This window comes from Pukyongia salina (assembly GCF_002966125.1).
GTDB classification, from domain to species: domain Bacteria; phylum Bacteroidota; class Bacteroidia; order Flavobacteriales; family Flavobacteriaceae; genus Pukyongia; species Pukyongia salina.
This window is the reverse complement of sequence record NZ_CP027062.1, coordinates 2,801,825-2,820,370: the sequence shown is the minus strand read 5'-3', so window position 1 is coordinate 2,820,370 and position 18,546 is coordinate 2,801,825. Positions and strand designations below refer to the sequence as shown.

Annotated in this window: 15 protein-coding genes; 3 read left to right on the top strand and 12 right to left on the bottom strand. The window is 37.4% G+C overall.

Going from position 1 to position 18,546, the window contains the following annotated elements:
* Positions 1 to 160: 160 nt before the first annotated feature.
* Entirely contained in the window at positions 161 to 934 is a 774-nt protein-coding gene (locus C5O00_RS12675) for a hypothetical protein (RefSeq protein WP_105217200.1), read from the bottom strand.
* Between the two features lie 229 nt (positions 935 to 1,163).
* Here C5O00_RS12675 and C5O00_RS12670 point away from each other — a divergent pair, with 229 nt between their 5' ends.
* Both C5O00_RS12670 and C5O00_RS12665 read left to right on the top strand, forming a co-directional pair.
* Positions 1,164 to 1,772, top strand: coding sequence for an LPXTG cell wall anchor domain-containing protein (locus C5O00_RS12670; RefSeq protein WP_105217199.1), 609 nt, complete (start codon positions 1,164 to 1,166; stop codon positions 1,770 to 1,772).
* Complete coding sequence (locus C5O00_RS12665; RefSeq protein ID WP_105217198.1) at positions 1,769 to 2,521, top strand: hypothetical protein; 753 nt, start codon at positions 1,769 to 1,771, stop codon at positions 2,519 to 2,521. Before C5O00_RS12670 ends, C5O00_RS12665 begins: the two co-directional genes overlap by 4 nt.
* Before the next feature lie 414 nt (positions 2,522 to 2,935).
* On the opposite strand, the gene C5O00_RS12660 is transcribed toward C5O00_RS12665, so the two are convergent.
* The 7 genes from C5O00_RS12660 to C5O00_RS12630 all read right to left on the bottom strand — a co-directional run bounded on the left by C5O00_RS12660 (position 2,936) and on the right by C5O00_RS12630 (position 12,756).
* Positions 2,936 to 3,247 (bottom strand): hypothetical protein, encoded by a 312-nt coding sequence (locus tag C5O00_RS12660; protein WP_105217197.1) that lies wholly within the window; start codon positions 3,245 to 3,247, stop codon positions 2,936 to 2,938.
* Positions 3,248 to 3,363: 116 nt separating this feature from the next.
* Positions 3,364 to 6,603 (bottom strand): hypothetical protein, encoded by a 3,240-nt coding sequence (locus C5O00_RS12655; protein WP_105217196.1) that lies wholly within the window; start codon positions 6,601 to 6,603, stop codon positions 3,364 to 3,366.
* Positions 6,604 to 6,660: 57 nt separating this feature from the next.
* The gene (locus C5O00_RS12650; protein ID WP_105217195.1) at positions 6,661 to 7,677 is read right to left on the bottom strand and encodes a CHAT domain-containing protein; all 1,017 of its coding nucleotides are present in this window, start codon (positions 7,675 to 7,677) and stop codon (positions 6,661 to 6,663) included.
* Positions 7,678 to 7,985: 308 nt separating this feature from the next.
* Positions 7,986 to 8,687 (bottom strand): phospholipase D family protein, encoded by a 702-nt coding sequence (locus C5O00_RS12645; RefSeq protein WP_105217194.1) that lies wholly within the window; start codon positions 8,685 to 8,687, stop codon positions 7,986 to 7,988.
* A gap of 794 nt (positions 8,688 to 9,481) precedes the next feature.
* Positions 9,482 to 10,027: a DUF4251 domain-containing protein gene (locus C5O00_RS12640; protein ID WP_158676857.1), complete on the bottom strand. Its 546-nt coding sequence runs from the start codon at positions 10,025 to 10,027 to the stop codon at positions 9,482 to 9,484.
* 133 nt (positions 10,028 to 10,160) lie between these two features.
* Entirely contained in the window at positions 10,161 to 10,547 is a 387-nt protein-coding gene (locus tag C5O00_RS12635) for a hypothetical protein (protein ID WP_105217192.1), read from the bottom strand.
* An 82-nt stretch (positions 10,548 to 10,629) separates the two neighbouring features.
* Positions 10,630 to 12,756: an elongation factor G gene (locus C5O00_RS12630; protein ID WP_105217191.1), complete on the bottom strand. Its 2,127-nt coding sequence runs from the start codon at positions 12,754 to 12,756 to the stop codon at positions 10,630 to 10,632.
* Positions 12,757 to 12,925: 169 nt separating this feature from the next.
* Here C5O00_RS12630 and C5O00_RS12625 point away from each other — a divergent pair, with 169 nt between their 5' ends.
* Entirely contained in the window at positions 12,926 to 14,113 is a 1,188-nt protein-coding gene (locus C5O00_RS12625) for a multidrug effflux MFS transporter (RefSeq protein ID WP_105217190.1), read from the top strand.
* An 18-nt stretch (positions 14,114 to 14,131) separates the two neighbouring features.
* Here C5O00_RS12625 and C5O00_RS12620 read toward each other — a convergent pair whose 3' ends face one another.
* The 4 genes from C5O00_RS12620 to C5O00_RS12605 all read right to left on the bottom strand — a co-directional run bounded on the left by C5O00_RS12620 (position 14,132) and on the right by C5O00_RS12605 (position 18,460).
* A complete protein-coding gene (locus tag C5O00_RS12620) occupies positions 14,132 to 15,406 on the bottom strand; it encodes a toll/interleukin-1 receptor domain-containing protein (protein WP_105217189.1) in 1,275 nt (424 codons plus the stop codon).
* A 22-nt stretch (positions 15,407 to 15,428) separates the two neighbouring features.
* The gene (locus tag C5O00_RS12615) at positions 15,429 to 15,602 is read right to left on the bottom strand and encodes a PGDYG domain-containing protein (protein ID WP_244592992.1); all 174 of its coding nucleotides are present in this window, start codon (positions 15,600 to 15,602) and stop codon (positions 15,429 to 15,431) included.
* 76 nt (positions 15,603 to 15,678) lie between these two features.
* Entirely contained in the window at positions 15,679 to 17,925 is a 2,247-nt protein-coding gene (locus C5O00_RS12610; protein ID WP_105217187.1) for a caspase family protein, read from the bottom strand.
* Positions 17,926 to 17,929: 4 nt separating this feature from the next.
* The gene (locus C5O00_RS12605) at positions 17,930 to 18,460 is read right to left on the bottom strand and encodes a hypothetical protein (RefSeq protein WP_105217186.1); all 531 of its coding nucleotides are present in this window, start codon (positions 18,458 to 18,460) and stop codon (positions 17,930 to 17,932) included.
* Positions 18,461 to 18,546 lie beyond the last annotated feature (86 nt).

The following is an 18,546-nucleotide window of genomic DNA, read 5'->3' as shown; positions in this document are numbered from 1 at the left end:
AGAAAGTAGAGGTAATCAACTCATTTTAAAGAGGTTTTTTCCTGATTATAATATGAAACAACCATTTAGTAATAGTGATTGAATTAAGTGGTGATCGTCTTAATTGTAGTGAGTTAAAAAGAAAAAGGAGGAAAGATTTAACTCTTAAAAGTATATTCCTTCATTCTTTAAATTGATCATTATTTTCAGTGCGAGTCACAATCGTTGCACTTTTAGGAACAAGTTTAACTTTTCTTAATCCTTTCACGGCCGCCTTATGTTGCGTCGCTGTTGGTTTGAAATGTCCACTATGATTAGTTATTTTTTTTATCCTACCTTTTTTATTTATGGTTAAATAGCCTGCGGTTTGAACATGTTGATTTCCTAAAAATTGAGTATGATCATCGGGTACTGCCTTTATACTACCGGATCCACCATCTTGAGCTGCAATATTTCGGCTTTTTTCAGGTTCCAATTCTATGAACAGAGCACCTTTGGCACTCACAACGTACCGATAATTTCCCACCGAAATTTTTTGCCCATTTGGTCTTTTTACAACCTTACCTTTCGATCTATGAACTTTTAAATGATTTTTTTTAACATCTGCATTCACTGGGGAATTTGGCACTACAGGCTCATTAATTACAGGTGGCGCCACGAGATTTTGCTCTTTTTTAGCCATATTCTTATACTTTTTATTGGTCTTTGGAGCTTTTCCCCACTCTGGCTTCCAGTTGTTTTGATCTAAATGGAATTGGATAATTCTTTTTAGTTGCACAATCGGTTCATCCCTACGACTCTCATTGGCTAGATGCTGTAATCTTTGTATCGATTTAGTACTTGGTCGGTTATCAATAAATTGGACTGTTTGGCTGTGACTATTGTGACCGAATCTTTCAGTATGTGGTGTAGACTTAATTTTATCCTGAGAGATAACCGATGCATATTCGCCCATTACTTCTACATTAAAGTGAGATAAAAATACATTTCTACGAGAAACTTGACAATAAGGGTTTTTACCTAATATAAATCTATTGAGAATTATTTATAAGGTAATCTCCCATATCGTACAGCCAATTCGAAGTAGGAGGGAAGGACCACATTTATATAATAAAAATTACCATTGATTTTTTTGGTACATTTAAGAGTAATTAAAGTTTACTCGTGATATTAAATTATTTACTATGAAATATATTCAATCCAGAGCTTCATGTTTGGTGTTCTTTCTTTGGGCAACACTTTTTTCCTTAAGTGCATTCGCTCAACCTTTTACACTGGATGAAAATATAAAACCGATCAAACTTGAGCTACTTACGTTTGAAGACGATTCCCTGAATATCGGTAAAGGGAAAATGAATTTAACGAAGGTGACCCAAGTGAATGACACGCTGTATTTTTCTGTCTATGGGGTGAGCATTTATAGCCCCATCTATGTAGGCGTCAACGTGGATGATCCAAATAAACCCCTGGAGATAAGTTTACACAAAATGAATTGGATTAATGAAGACCGCAAGGGAAAAACCGATGCTAATGGCGAATGGCAGGATTCATTTAAGACGGAAACAGATTTTGGCATCAGAGTGATTGCGAAGGCAGATTCTACTAGCTATGGTCTTTTGGTCTGGACAGGTGATGAAGTAGATTTTGAGCTACCTGAAATATTTAACCCCGAGCCGGAAGAAAAGGGCGGGATCTTAATAATACTGAAGGAAAACATTTTATATATCATTATTGGAATACTACTTCTAATAATTTTCTATTTTTTCATAAAGAATAAAAAGAAGAAGGCATGAATAGAATAAAACTACAATCAACTGTTTTTTGGATAGGGTTATTTATTTGCTCTTTCTGTTGGGGTCAGGATGAAACAAGAATTGCTCGTCCATCGGATATGGTCGACATGATTAGACAAGGCCGGCTGAATGATATAGAACGAAGTAGACGAATGATGCCAAGAACGGCTCTGGGGAATCCACAAACCATCCGATCACGCCCAGAAGTGGACCCAACTCTTGTGCGAACCATGGGACAATTCTACAGATTCATGGATGCGGCACGAAGCGCGAACGATCTGTACAACGCATCACTTGCCCTAAGTAATGAAGAGTGTACGCCAGATTTCGAAACTAATGCTGCCAGAATGATGCCTACCGGTTGTTTCGACAATAGTGCCTGTCAAAGCTGTTATCAAACTGCAATTGCAAATTTGAATGTGATTAGACGAAGTTTACAGCGCTTAAGTTGTATCTATTCCAATACCAAGAAGTTTAATAGTTCGGCCGTTGCCTTTGGCGACAATGTATCTGGTATTCATGGAGCCTTGGGCATTGCCTGGCAAGCAGAACGAAAGGGAATTATGGACCAATTTGAGGCCTTCCAACGAACGTATGATAACAAGTATACCGAACTTATGACTGCATTGGATAGAAACTTGCAATCTATCAACGCATGCGAGAATGAACACGGCATGCAAGATTGGTATCAGAGAGCAGGGTTCATTTATTTTGAATTAATGAAAGAAAAATACAAGCGAGTAGATTGATTACAAGGTGATAAAAAAGTTGGCTAGTCTCAGGCACTGAGAATCGCGTATTAGAGGTGTTACGGTGGATCTTAAACTCGAAAAGAAATAGCTACTCTAGGAGAAAAATTCAATTGGATATTTGCCACATATTCAGAGGGAAATAATAATTCATTCGTATTACGGAGAATCGACCTTTGCTTTCAAGATCTTCTAGAGGCATTAGACATTTTAAAAGGGCATGGACTAAAGCATAGAAACTACATGCTTAAAGACCAGGTAAAGTTTTTAACCAAATCTATTGTGGACCGGATATAGAATTTTGAAAAGGAGCGGCGTGAGTTGGAAATAGAAAAACTGTCCAGGGATGCTAAACTAGTCAAGTTGGAGAGAGTGGAGGAGGAGAGAGCATAAAGTCGATAGGAATTGAGGATATTAAATTGGATTAATCCAGTTGTCGTCAAGGCTTTTAGATTTATTTATCGAATCCAAATAATCATCAACATTATCTAATTTTATAATGTTATTGATTACTCCCTTTATTTTTAAATTATCTTCAACAATAAATCCAAGTGTTACATTTAGAAGTATGGAATCTTCTAAACGCATGTTAATATCAACTTCATGTAATTTATCCTGGTAAATATGCCCAGAGGAAATGATCTCGTTTATTACATTTTTTATATCATTATTGAATTCAATCTTTTGAGATTCAGTTAGGTTTTTAAATAATTCTGATTTTGTCATTTGTAATATTTTTTTTTGACAATTATTTTTTAGAAATCTATTGTCGTAAACTTTTAGTTCAATTTTTTCGTATGATCGATTTTAACGCTTTTTATATACGTTGTAGTGAGATGTACTTATTTGTTTTTTCTTTTTTCTTCTAGCAATTCCAAAATTGGTGGATTTTCAACATTATCTGGAATAATTGGGTTATCCTCCTCTGTGATTACAACTCTTTCAGGATCGTGGATTCCTATTTCCCAAGCATCAATTATTTTCAATTTACTTTTGAGTATGCCAAGCTCAGGAAAATGTTTCATATTATAATTCTTATCAATATGAGCTGGAACTAAAATATACTTTTTGAAAATTTCATAACCTTTTATTAAATGGTTCAAATTCATATTATTTTCCGGCTCCATCATATGAAATCGAGAAGATGATGAAAAAAATTGACCTTCTTTCATTTCTTTTTTATCCATACTCTTGCTTATCAATATTTTATACCAATATGGATTGTCTATTCTGACACCTTTAATTATAGTTATAGATATTATATCATGAGTATCTATTTTACCGTATTCCTTTATCCATTTTTCAAATATGCTTTTTCCAGCATCTTCATTTTGAAAAGCTAATACAATGCCAAATGGATTGTCAGTTGGCATACTTAAAAACCCGAATGCTTTCCATTTGGCTTTATCCCATAAATGTACATCAATGACTGTTTCTGCTTTTAGATTTTTGTGAGTAGCCGAAGTGAAGTCAGGTTTTCCCTTACTTTTTTTCACACCTTTTAGTTCAGATTTTGATAGATTTATTTCTATGGGACTTGAAGTCCTTTTTAAAGGATAAACTTTACTGCCTTCTTTTTTCCAATCTTTTAGAAAGAATTTGGGTTTTGAGGTCAGGATATTGGTTAAGAAATTTTTATGCTCAATTATTAGAGTTAATCTCTCATGGACTTCATCCTTTTTGTAAAGGTTTTCGAAAAAATCTTTGTAATCTCTAAAAAGGTAATTGCCAGCAATAATTAGAGGAATAATTGCTTCTACTAATGCTGAAATATCTTTTGATTCATAGACAAAACCTTGTTTAATAATTAAATTAAAGAAACTTTTACTTTCAGATTCTATTTTAAAGAATTTATCTAATTTTTTATAATTAAGGGTTAAAACAATTTTCTCAGTTAAAGGAAAAGCATCCTCGAAAGCCGTTGCTAAATATGATTCTAGATATGCTAAAATAGTTTCACCTAAGATTACAAGTTGTATGTCATTTGTTGTATAAATTGTAAAATTTATACCAAGAATTCTAGTACATAAAGTTATTTCTTCTTTGTTTAAAAAGTTAGTCTCAAAAGCTATTTGTTTTAGAAATGGTTGGTTAGCTAGTGTATTGTAGAAATTTTTGAAATTTTCTTTTGTAAACGTATGACTTTTAGATTCATCAATTTCTATTATATCCTCATGTCCTAATAAATACAATGATGAATCACTGCTTAGCCAAAGTTCATTTTTAGACAAAATATCTGGTAATTCAGATATTTCATTGAAATGTTCGAAATCCATACTTAATAAACGAGTAGAAAGGCAACCATCAATAAGATTTTCAATATGCATTTCGTCATTTTCCAAATTGATTTCTGTCTCAAAATAATGTTTAATAACATTAAATAGTTCATACCAAGCCAGTAACACAGGTATACGTCCAATTATTGTCTCATTTTTTAAAATTTGAACAACACCTCTATAAAATCTTTTGTTTATGGAACCTGTAGTAAACCATTCATTGGCGTAAATATTAATAGCAGAAATTAAACAATTATTTGCAGCCCAATACAATCCTAACCTCGAATATGCATCACTTAATAGCATCAAACAAAAGTAAAATTCGTCTTGTGATTCTTCTTTAGCCAATTTTCTAACAGCCTTTCCAAAAAACACTAAACTTTCCCTATTTAAATCATTTTTTAACTTTGTACTCCCTCTATTTAAATAGATTTTACCAGAAGATAATTCAGATACTCTAGTTGACTCAAATTCAGCAAGAACATCGATCAAGGTATCAAACTCTTTGTTGCTTGGTAATAGTTCGCTATATATATCAATAATTCCTTTTAATTGTTCAAATGGTATATCTAGATGATTTTTACCTTTTTCAAAATAAGTCTGTAAATTTATTATCTCTTTTGAAATTGTTTTTTCATCTTTAAGTTGATTTGAAATATTAATAAAACTTATATAGAATTTGCTTAACAGTGCAGTTGAATGTTTTTCTAGATTTTTGCTGCACCTTTCTAAAAGTTCAACAAATTCGAACTCGTCATTAGTGAAGTTTATCTCTACATATTTTTTTACTTCTTTGATCGAAGAAACTGTCTTTAATAAATTGTATAGATTTAAATATAATTCGAGATTATTAAGATTTGGCTCTTCATTAACTAGAGATTTAAACTCAATAAATTCATTGTAAAATCCAATATAATCATCATACCAATTTAAATAAGTCCAAGCGAGTTGATAATGTATTCTTATTTTCTGCTGCTGGTTGTTTAATTTGTTTACAAACCTTTTCGCTCTTTCGAATTTACCTACTACTTCAGTTTTCGGTAATTCTATCATTCTTGACAAAATTGCACTTTCCAAACAATCCTCTACAAGCTGATAATCAACTTCAAAAGGTCTATCCGATTTATTTATTTTTTCTTCAATTTCAGATAGTTTTGCACTCCTTTTAGAATCATTCGGTCCTATGATCTTTTCTTCTCGATGCTCGATTGATAAATTTAAGCTCTCTATAACATCATTAAGAAGATTATAATTATATACATTTTCAATTATCCATTCTGCATCAAGAATAATTAATTCAATATCATATTTTTCTTTAATTAAATCTTGAGTTGTCTTTTTTTCTTTACTGCGTATCTTTTGGTTAGAAAAGAAATATGTTTTAGTATAACCTCTTTTTGTCTCAACAATCTTTTTTACGTCACCTTTTACTTTTGGTTTCCATTCGGTTTTAGCACTCATTGCGAAAGCCCAATTTTCATTTTCATTCCACTTGTTATCACTTATGAACCATCTATCAGAAATATATTTAGAGACCGGATAAGTTTCTGAATCTGTCTTTCCATCTCCGCCACCTGTTGGTCCAACCTGAGGAATTAAATTTGGGGTTATCAGTTTTTCTGCTAATCTTCGGCAAAGAGTTTCAAAATTATCATGCTTTTGATTAGTTGAAATCTGACTTAATTCATGAGCTAATTGTTCTTTCGTCAATAGAATTTTGCATTCTATTTTTGAATCTGAAAAATATTCAGGTCTTCTAATTCTATAAAATTGAGAAGGTGTTGGAAATTTTTCTTTATTATTCATGTTTGTTTGTGAATCAGTGCATATAGCTGAGCAAATTTTGTGTTTTGTACTTTTTGATTATCCTAATAATACTGGTATGTCACTTCCAGAAACTCCTTCTAATTTGACAGCAACAACTCCCATTTTAAAAGCAAATTCGATGTCTTTTCCAGCACCTAAAGCAGCGTAAAATCCAACAGAAAATGCTATTGCTGCTTTATCATTAACTGATTTTTTCATTCCAATAACATATGGAATATGCTTTGATATTTCAATTGCTTGAGATTCTGAATAGCATGAATTTAAAACAACACATTTAATATCCTTAGAGAAGAGTTCAAACAAACTTCCTATTGCGTCATTTTCAATAAGTTTTGCATTTCCTAAAGAATCTTCTACAGCAATTCCATTTGCATCTCCATGACCTGAAAAATGAACAATGGTAGGATGCTCATCTAACATTGCTTGTTGCAAAGTTTTTGCTGTTATAGCCCATTCTATTTTAAGTTCAAAAAGGTCTCTTAATGATGCTAATTTTAGTCCGCCTTCAATATCTCTAACCTCTTCATCAATTCTCAATTTAACTTCGTTTATTGGGCTTGCTCCTAAAAACAAAATCTTTATCATTTTGCCTAAACTTTGTTTTTTACTCAATTTGTCTTGTAAAATTTTCAATTCTGAAAGTGCGTCATCATAATTACCAATGATTTTCTCGTAATCAGCCAAAAGCTGACTATATTCAGGAACTAAATCATTCCATTGATCGAGTAGTATCTTATATTTTTCTTTGTACTCCTGCTCGGAAGTCTCTATTTTTTCTTTCTCGATGATGTTAAAATCCTTAATGTATTGAATCCAACCCTGGATAGTTTGCCTAAAATTAGTTTTGCATTTAGCAATTTTATTAGGATCGTCAAAATGCAGGGTTTCAAGAGTAATCACAGAAATAGATTGTGTACTTCCTCTACCAAATATTGCTTCTACGTCAATTTTAAGCCGATTTTGTAATGCTTTTAAATCTGTTTCAGGTTTATCTACTTCATAAAGTCTGGCTTCTAAAAGTTGAATTGCTCTATTTAATGGTATTTTAATCATTTGCTATTGGGTTGGTTGGTATGACGCACAACATTTGTATAAAGGTAGAAAATTAAATATTCCTTTGATGTTGGTTCTATCCTATCTACGAATAGGTTATTGAGCACTTTGGTTAAACTATTAATTTATTCAATTTTTGGAACGTCAAGAACATTTCTCTTTTTGACTCCATTCGGTTTTTCCTTCACCTAAATCATACAATTTAGATTGTGGCTTGTCAAATGCAATGTAATTTTTTTGATAGAATAGGGGAGGGAGAATAATTAAAGAATTTTCTATTTATATAAAGAGCTTGGATCTCCTTTCGATTATTTTTCGAAAAGTTTGTAGCAATCATAACAAACAGGTTTTGCCAAGGACGATGCTTCAAATTCTCCACATGAATGACAAACATTTTCCTCATAATCAGGATTCTTGTAGCGAGACCATGAGCTAAAACAATCTTTGCAATATGGTTTCTCAATGTCATAAGGAATTCGTTGTTCACATCTAATGCAATATCCTCGTTTTGGCTTCTTACTGCTAGAATTATTCTGTATCTCTTTCTTGTTTTGATAGAATTTTCTTTTAGTTTTTGTTAGTTGCATTATATCCGAAGATTGAATTATAGAGCGAGTTTCACTAATAGCTTTTTCGTAGAGATCACCATCACCAATTCTGGTGATAAAAACTCCCATTTCACGATTATTCTTTTCTGAAAATTCATACATATTCATTGAAGTAATTACCATGTCACTTTCATTGAAATAGCACTTGGCATGGAGATTTTCAAAATAGAATAATTCTAAACTCTTGAGTTCAGCTAAAGAATTTCGTTCATTTGGTTTAAGTTCGTCTTTGCCGTAGATGATTTTTATTTTAACTCCTTTATTCGCAGCATCTTTCAGTCTTTCAAAGAATGTCTTAGAAATTTGTAGGTAGGGTGAAACTAAAAATAGTTCTTTTTTAGCTTCAATGATGATATTTTCTATTTGATGTGATGTACCATTTGTAGTAAGGAATTCTGCCATTTAATATTTCTATTTTGTAAAGGTTGTTATAGTAATTATTATATCAGTTTAGTGATAAAAAGTATTGCGAAAAGCACTGTAAAGTTAGGCAATCAGAGAATAATTTAAAAGATAGTTTGGTTGTTAACATAGTATTTAAAAAATAAATTTTAGGCGGTTAAGTTTAATTTACAGATTCACAAATAATTATCTCATCAAGGTTTTCTAATAATCTTAATTATTCATTCAAGAACTGATGAATCTTTTCGTTTTCAATTAAATATTTACATATATGTAAATGTTCTATAAAGCTTCCCGTGTATTGTTAATTTACTAGAAGGAATTGAAAAGCTCAATTAAAATAACTTAAGGTGTCTTGCCAGTCGTAAATATCTCAGATTTCCTTTTACATAATATCTGCCGATATAATTCGCTTACGTGAAGTGATATCTGATATTATGCAAAATAGCGCGGCTATACGGAAATCTGTTTAGAACGCTTTATTTGTCGGTTAGTTATAAATGTATCATAAAACCTAGCAATATGTTTAATTGCTTTGTAGAAAAGAAAAATTCTAGTTTGATAGTTTCAGAGGTGTCTTGCCAGTCATAAATGTCTCAGATTTCCTTTTACATAATATCTGCCGATATAATTCGCTTACGCGAAGTGATATCTGATATTATGTAAAATAGCGCAGCTATGCGGAAATCTGTTTAGAACGCTTTATTTGTCGGTTAGCTATAAATGTATCATAATTTATATTATGTCAAATAGGATATTTCAGGTATTGCCCCTGTTTCAATAGATTCTGCTATTTATTTCTCCTCTATCTCCTTTAACTTTCCGGTATAACTTATAGAATTCCGGTGGGTGCTGTTTACATTCACATTTGCATTTCCGTTTTTAAATACGCGAATGTTCACATCGTACTGCTCTGTGCGCTCCTTCATCCTGAAATAGATCTGCGTGAGTTCTTTCTTTTCATTGTAGCTTGCTTCGTATTTGTCTGGTTCACCCACAAACTGTATGGCACTATTAGTATCTCCGGGTCTGTGTCCTAACTGATGTGTACCAAAATACGGCAAATAAACCTCCAGGCTGTCTCCTTTAACGCGTATATAACTACTGCTGCCCATCAGGTTGATTCGGCCCGTCCTGCTATCTACCGGCAATAAATTGGCATTACTTATCTGGTTCATAGCATTGGATGCCAAAGGCGTAGCCCAACTCATGTCTAATTCGTAATTCTTATTGTCTATCAACATCTTTGTACGCTGTGCTTCGGCTTCTGTGATGGTAGGATCTGAACTCTTACATCCCACAAGCACTAGTAAACTTATAACTAAAACTATAGTTCTCATATCATTTTTTTTCTTCATTATCGCAAAAATCGTACCTCAAAACTCATTCAACCTCATTAAGTTATGGTGTAAACACAACAAAACCACACCCCCTCACAAGGATGTGGTTTAAAAGTCATAAGCATGGTTAAATTTACTCGTCCAGATATGTGGCAAAATAATCCATCATCTCCTCCTTGAGGTCATAATGCATTTTAATATAGGTGCGCATATCGTCCTTTAGTGTAGACTGCTCCGATCTTAAACGGCCGTCGATATCCTCTGTGAGATCGGCCACATGTATATTTCTAAGTTTATCCTTACAACGGTGTTTTAACTTGGCGATCGCAGCTTTCTCGATCATGATCCTGTTTTGAAAATTTTCTAAAGACTTCCGGGCATCCTGTCCAAATTCACGCACGGCAATCTCTTCCAATTTCTCTTGAAAGGTATCCATCTCATCAAAATGGAAACGCAATTCCCTGCGCCAGGTTTCCAGGTTAAACTTCAAATCACTTAAATAACGCACTTGTGTCTGCATAGTCTATCATTATTAAGGTTCCTATTCTATTTAGTATGTTAGTATTCTTTCGAGTATTATTTCAACCCACAACCAATTCCCACTACTTATCCTGTCCCACAGCCTCCGTCGTCTCTGTAAGTCGCTTCTGAATATTGGTAGGTACTGTCTGGTAACTGTGGAATTTCGATGTAAAGTTGGCTCGTCCCTGAGTTAATGATCGTAATTGGGTTGAGAAATTACTCATCTCTCCCCTTGGGATCAACGCTTTTAACACTTGGTAACGATCTTCCGAATCTATTCCCTGGATAAGGGCTCTACGCGATTGAAGATCGGTCATTACATTCCCAACCATCGACTCCGGTGCTTTTATGGTCACTTCATCTATGGGCTCGAGTAATTTCGGATTGGCATTCACAAAGGCTTGCTTAAACGCATGTGCCCCAGCTATCTTAAACGATATATCATTAGAATCTACCGCGTGCATCTTTCCGTCATACACCATCACACGGATATCGCGGGCGTAGGACCGGGTTAACGGCCCAGACTCCATTACCTCCTGTATTCCTTTCATTATAGATGGCAGATAACGGGTGTCTATCACCCCACCAACGATACAGTTGTAGAATACCAACTTCCCGCCCCAAGGCAGGTCGATCTCTTCTTTTCCTCTAATATTAAAGCCTTCCGGCTCTGCCATTCCTTCAAAATAAGGCTCGATCTTTAAATGTACTTCACCAAATTGTCCACTTCCCCCACTCTGCTTCTTATGCCGGTAATTTGCCGTTGCACTTCGTTGGATTGTTTCCCGGTAAGAGATCTTCGGAATATCAAAGTTGGCCTCCACATCGTAAATATTTTTTAATGCCCACGATATAGTTAACAAGTGTAATTCTCCCTGGCAACCTATCACGGTTTGATGTGTTTCGTTGTTGTAGCGAAGTTTTAAGGTAGGATCCTGAGAATGAATTCGCTTTAGGGCATCATTCAGTTTCTCCTCTTCCGAAGTATTCACCGCCGAAACGGTTTTCTCGATACGTGATTGCGGAAACTGTATCGGTTTTATAGTGGGTCCATTCTCCTTCTCGTTGAGGGTGTCGTTGGTTTCGGTCGACTTTAACTTGGTCGTGGCACCAATATCCCCCTGTGTAAGCTTCTGTACAGAATGCTTCACCTTACCATCCATTATAAATAGCTGGTTGAGGGTTTCCACTTCCCCCGTTCTGGCATTGTACAATTTATCGTTTACATTCACTTCCCCGGCTTTTACCTTAAAGAAGGTTACCTTTCCTAAATTTGGTTGGTAAAGGGTTTTAAATACAAAAAGCGTTGTATCTGCATCGACACTACGCTTTATTTCTTCCCCTTCCACGCTTTGCTCCGGACGCAGATCGGCGGCAGATGGTGCTACATTGTCAATAAAGCCCATTAAGCGTCCTGTACCCATATCCTTTAAAGCCGATACACAGAATACAGGGAACAGATCGTGATTGAGCATTCCCAATTTTATTCCTTTTCGCATCTCGTCTTCGTTCAGACTGCCTTTTTCGAAATAAAGCTCCATGAGCTCTTCGTCATTTTCGGCTGCCTTTTCTACCAATTCGTTATGTAACCTTTCGGCTCTTTCTTTTTGGTCGTCCGGGATCTCCAGTTTTTCTGGCTTCCCTCCTTCTGGCCCAAACTTATAGCACTTCATTTTCAACACATCGATAATACATTGAGCTCCATCCATCTTGATGGGATACTGGATGAGGGTAGCATTATTACCAACCAGTTGCATAAGGCTCTGTACACTATCGTCAAACTTGGCGTCGTCTGCATCTATCTTATTGATCACAAACACCGTAGGTTTGTTGTATTTGTCTATATAGTTCCAGATGATCTCTGTCCCTATGTCGGCTCCATCTGTAGCATTTACTACCATAGAAATGGTGTCTGCCACCCGAATGGAGGAAATGATCTCCCCAATAAAATCGTCCAGTCCCGGGGTATCTATAATGTTTATCTTGTAGTTCCGCCACTCTGTATGCAGTGGGGTAGCAAAAACAGAAGCACCTCTTTGGTGCTCTATTTCGTGATAATCTGATACGGTATTATTTTGCTCTACGGTCCCTCTTCTATTTAAAAGACCAGCTTCGAAAAGCATGGTCTCAGACAAGGTTGTTTTTCCCGAATGGTGTGCTCCTACGAACACAACATTCTTTATGTGCTTGTTGTCGAATACTTTCATTTTCCAGTAGTATTATTTGGTTAACGAATCGATTTAATTTTTAAACCTTAAAGCTATGCAGACCTAACTTTTTAAAATATGATGAATGTTAGGTTACGAAAAAATTAAGTCCGTGTAGATTGAGCGCTTAGACGATATTAATATACTAATAATAAACTACTTTTGCCAAATGTCTAAGCCAAAATCTTCGCAGATAGAGTTTATTGCTTTAATGGCGGCCCTCATGTCTGTTGTGGCCCTGGCCATAGACGCCCTTTTGCCAGCCCTCGATATTATTGGTCTTGCCATTGGAACGAGCCGACTCATTGATAACCAGTTGCTTATCACAATGATATTTCTTGGCCTTGGAATTGGGCCGCTTTTCTTTGGCCCTCTGTCCGATAGTTTGGGTAGAAAACCTGTAGTCTATTTAGGATTTATAATATTTATCATCGCAAGTTTTCTTTGTGTATACGCCACCTCCCTGGAGGTGATGATCGCGGGAAGGATTCTCCAGGGGATCGGTCTCTCATCTCCTCGTACCATCGCCATTGCCATAATTCGGGATAAATATTCGGGCGATTATATGGCGCGAATCATGTCGTTTGTGACAGTTGTGTTTCTCCTTGTACCCATAGTCGCACCGGCATTGGGTAAGCTTGTACTAGATCTTCATAACTGGCAGGGCATTTTTTACATTCAGATCTTCATCAGTTTGCTGGTAGCCTACTGGTTTTGGAAAAGACAGGCAGAAACGCTCTCACCAGATAACCGCATCCGCTTTACACCGGCAATCATTTCCGAAGGATTTAAAGAAGTACTTAAACATAAAAAAACCATGGGTTACACCCTAATCTCTGGGTTTGTGGTAGGCTCCTTCCTGGTGTACCTTAGTAGTTCGCAGCAGATCTTCCAGCAGCAATACGGACTTAAAGAGGAATTCCCCTACATTTTCGCCGGCCTGGCTATAGCCATAGGATCGGCTATTTTTCTAAATGGAAGTTTTGTACTACGCTACGGGATGAAAAGACTCGTTTCCCTGTCATTAATTGGATATTTTGCCACTTCCCTACTCTATGTGATCTTTTTCTTCGGAAGTGATAATCCCAGTATTTATGTTCTGCTGTTTTTCTTCGGAATTCAATTCTTTTGTGTAGGCTTCCTCTTCGGAAATCTTCGTGCCCTGGCCATGGAGCCTGTGGGGCATATAGCCGGTATAGGTGCAGCCATTACCGGATTTATCGCTACTATGATGGCAGTACCCATCAGCACCTGGATAGGGCGTTACGTAGCAGATACGGCCTTACCCCTGTTTATTGGCTTCCTAATTTGTTCCCTAATCTCCTTGCTTATTTTACTTTCGCTTCGGAAACGATAATTTATCTTACTGAAACTACTATATATCTTTTGAGATCTCGTCGATGACATACAGCTGAAATTCCGCTGTATTAGCATCGGTGTAATACACTACAAAATTGGTAACATCCAGCCTGAGCCTAACATCCCCTTCTCTTAAATAAACCGCATCTTGATCCCGCTTGGTTACTTTAAAGATGCGCTCTCCATTCTCATTAACTTCCAACCATATCTTTGGAGTTTTCTGCATAAACATCCCGCCGTTATAAGTTACCTTCTGCACATTGTTGCCATTCACGGCATCACTGGCAATAGCTTCTTCAATAACTTCTTCGGGTGTTTCCTCAGGTTCAGTATTATTTGTATTACCCATATTATTAGTGGTACCGGGTGTTCCTTGCGCATTGGTCGATGCAGCGGAACTATTTGTACTGCTCGCCTGGTTTTCATTTCCATTCTCTTCAATATCGGTTGTGGCTACATCCCCGGCATCACCTCCCATGGCCTTTAAAAAAGAGATCCTGTCCATAGCCTCATTCTCGTGAGGACAGGGTGCATACAATTCGATATGCCTGCGTAAGGCGGCCAACTCATTGAATGATTCTGTATCGGTAGCCAGATCTGTTTCCAGTTCTTCCCAGTCTGCTTTACATTGAGCCATCATATCGTTATGGCCTTCACCAGAGGAAGTGATACTGTAAATTCCCCAGATTGCAACCACGGCTATTACGGCGATCACTGCATAAATAATTCCTTTTTTAGAGCCGGAAGAGTTTGCACTTGCCGTCGCTTTGGCAGCAACTGTTGCCGGGGCTTCTTGCGGAGGCGGGGAACTTTGTGCAGTAGTACTTGTGGTTACCGGATCTGGTTTGGCGGCAACAGGTTCCTGTGAAGAAGTGCCGGATTCACTCACCAATTTCGATTTCACCTCGTCGCCCAGGTGTAAGGCTTTGGATAGGGTTTCTTTACCCGTTTTATGGGAAGTAGTGAAATCTGCAAATTGCAGGCGTCTCAGTCTGAAGGGTATCTCGCAATCTTCAAGTAATACGGGTACTACAGTTTTTCCTTCTTCGAGTGCATAGGAAACCTCATCCATCACATTATGCGATGCCACCGATGATTTCGATAACACCACTAATAAGGTGGAGGATTCCTTTAAGGCAGTTTCAATAGATTTATCCCAGCGAGTACCGGGTTTGATATCCAATTGATCCAACCAAACCTTTGCGCCAGCTTCGCGCAATTCCTTGGCCAGATTTAGGACAAAATCCGAGTTATCCCGGGAGTAACTGAAAAAAATCGTTTTGTCAGACATTATTTTGTGAGGTTAATTAATACTACGATATAATTTGATATGTTTTTTCAAAGATCTCTCGATCACAGGGGTATACTTCGCCATTCACCCCTACCATCAGCCAATCGCCTTTCTTGCCGCGCAGGGTCCCTTCCATGGTTTCCACCTCGAACACGTCATCTATCTGAGCGCATTGGATAGGGATAGGTTTTTTCATTGCAGTTTTGAAATTCAATTGGGACAGATTATTAGAATCGAATTTCAACATGGGAAATATGGATTGAGTGAAAAAGTTACGATAAAAAATTGATTTTCAGGAAATTTATAAATTCATCATCCGGATTTTCGGTATGCATTAAACTGGTATAGGCGGCATAGGCATTAGTATGTATAGAGATCTTTTCCCGTACGCCCGCCATTTCAGCAGCCTTTTTATATAATTGCTTCGACTCTTCTAATTGTCCAAGATATAGGTTGCCTTCGGCCATAGTTGCGATCTTCCAGAGGTTGTCGAAAGCATCTTTTAGGGTGGCTTCGAGGGCCTGTTCTGCATATTCACGCATCGCCTGATGATCTTCATCACACAACAGACTTAAGAATGCCAAATTGATGCTGAGATAATATATTTGTCCGGCATTGGCTTTCGCCTCGGCCAGTTCTAACCCTTTTGTGTAATATTCTATGGCTTTTTGTCCGTCAGCCTGTGATAGGGTTTGCAGATATTTACGTTTAAACCGGCCGCCCAGTATTCCCATTAGATCAGAGTTCTCCTTCGCCAACGGATGTGCTTCCAGAATTTCGAGGGCTTCTTCGGTACGATCCATGCCTTCTAAAGCGAAGATCAGGTTTCGAAGGCCTTTAAGATTCAGGGATTCACATTGTGGTAGTAATTCCTTGATCACAGCATCGTATTTCCCCAGAGCAATATTGATCTCCTCCTTGTTGGTATACATGCTGTGGAAGGTATTTCCGGTTAACGACTGCAGGATCAATTGGTAGGTGTCGTTCTCCCTATTGGTTTGATCTACTATTGAAAAGTGACTACCATCAAGGGTGATACGAAAGGCATCATCGAAAGGCTCTAAACTTGAGTTTACCGGCACAAATTCGTCGTTGGTGGCAGCTATTGCAGCAAAGCTGAAGGGCGGAGATGTTTCGTATTTCACGTTCCAGTCTTTTCGCACTGTCTGTATGAAATTTCCGTTTTTCTGCAAGGCGGAATTATTTGCATTACACAATTTTTTTAAGGCCTCTGCCGAAATACCATCACTTGGCGTTGCAAAACACATTACATGGCTTATTCTCTTTAACTGGGCCGGATCCAGATCCACCAGTGCCTTCTGAACCACTAGTCCGCCAAGGCTGTGGCCAATAAGGGCGATCCGTTGGTACGAATTGAACTTGTATTCGATAACGGAACGAAGGTAATCTGCAATTCTAAGGATATCATTTTCTGAAGCCCAAACAGTTTTACCCATTTCAGGTTTAACATGCTGTGTATATCCCAGCGGCATCAGGTCCCAGCCATCCATATCACTGTTCTGCATTAGTAGCTGTGGGATCTCACCAAAAGTTGCTGCCGCTTCACCGGAAAATCCATGGACAAACAGCACCAGGTTAGCGGCCCCGGATTCTCTGAATGTAGTTACTACTTCCTCTTCCTGGGAGGATTTATTGGTACCGCCTTCAACCACCTCACTACTTTGCACTTTGTTCCTGCGCACGTGAGGTACGCTACTCAATATGAAGTCGTCGTATAACTGCAGATTTACAAACGGACGCTGTACGGGTTTTCGTTCGGGGACACGTTTCATAACGTATTGTACTACTTCGGTCATCCGGATATAGGGTTCCTGGTAAACCTCTTTATGCTCCCCTTTTAGTACTTCCAGCAGGCAGGTGGTGAACAAACTGTTGGGTTCGTCACCCAGGATCCAGGATAGCTCATCGGCCCTGCAGGATGAAACTATGGAAATGCCACGACCGTCGTCTATTCTATGCACCAGTCCTTCAGGATTTCGAATACGGTCCTTTAAACTCTTAGATTGGATCTCGGGGCCGGCTTTGGTCATCCCTTCGGCATGACAGCAATCTAGGAACAAAATAAGTCTTCGACTCTTTAAACTCCTTAGTTTATCCTTCAAATCGGAAGCAAGAACCCAGGTTTCCCTGAAATTTTTTGGATCGAAATTATTGGGCACCAGGTAATAGTGCGACCTGTTCTCTTCTTCAGGCTTTAAGCCCACACCGCCCTGCTCCAGCTCGATGATATCATTATCTGTATAAGTTCCCCCATGTCCCGAATAATACATAAAAACTGAAGATTCTTCATCTGTCTGCTCCACAAGTGCGTCCAATGCCTTTACGATATTATTATTGGTCGCCTCCTCCTCCACCAATAGACGTATGTTTTCCTTTTTATAACCTGCCAATTCTTTGTTTACAAGGATATCATAGATCGCCCTGGCGTCTTCGGCACTGGCCGGCAGGTCATTTCCCACTCCTATGATCAAAGCAAAAGCATTGGATAATTCGCTCATGAGGTTATATTGAATTATACATTTGCTTTATTTCTGAAACTTGCGATTGGGTAATGGATGGCGGTGCGGCAGAAATAACATCGAGCAAGGCCTCGATCAAGTGATAACTGTCCTTCTTTACAATAGATCTGTCCGCCAATTCCCTATTTAACGCTGCGGTCGAATTCCCCGAAGGATTTATATTAGCCTCTTCGGCTAGTTCGACCAGGGAGTTGTGTAGTTCGGTTTTAATTTGCCTTAACTGTTCCTGTGGCGAACCCGTAAAACTGGTACTCTCGTGGAGAGAAACGGCAGATTTAGCAGTTCCTTCAGGTTTCAGTGCAGAAAAGATCTTTTTTGCTGCATCCAATTTAGGCTCGAAACTCATTGAGATACCAGTGGCATCTGCTTTAAAAGACCCCAATCGTTCCATGGCATCTTTAAATTGTTTTCGAAAGAGTAATATGATAACAAAAAGGGTTGCCGGCCAGATAATGATCTCCAGCAATTTTAAAACCGAATCGATCTGAAGGGCGGCTAGAACAAGAAACTTCATGTATATGCTTTGTTTGGTTAGGTTTAGCTTCTACTGTAAATATTTGATTTTCTGAAAGCTATAGTATGACTTAAATGTACACAATT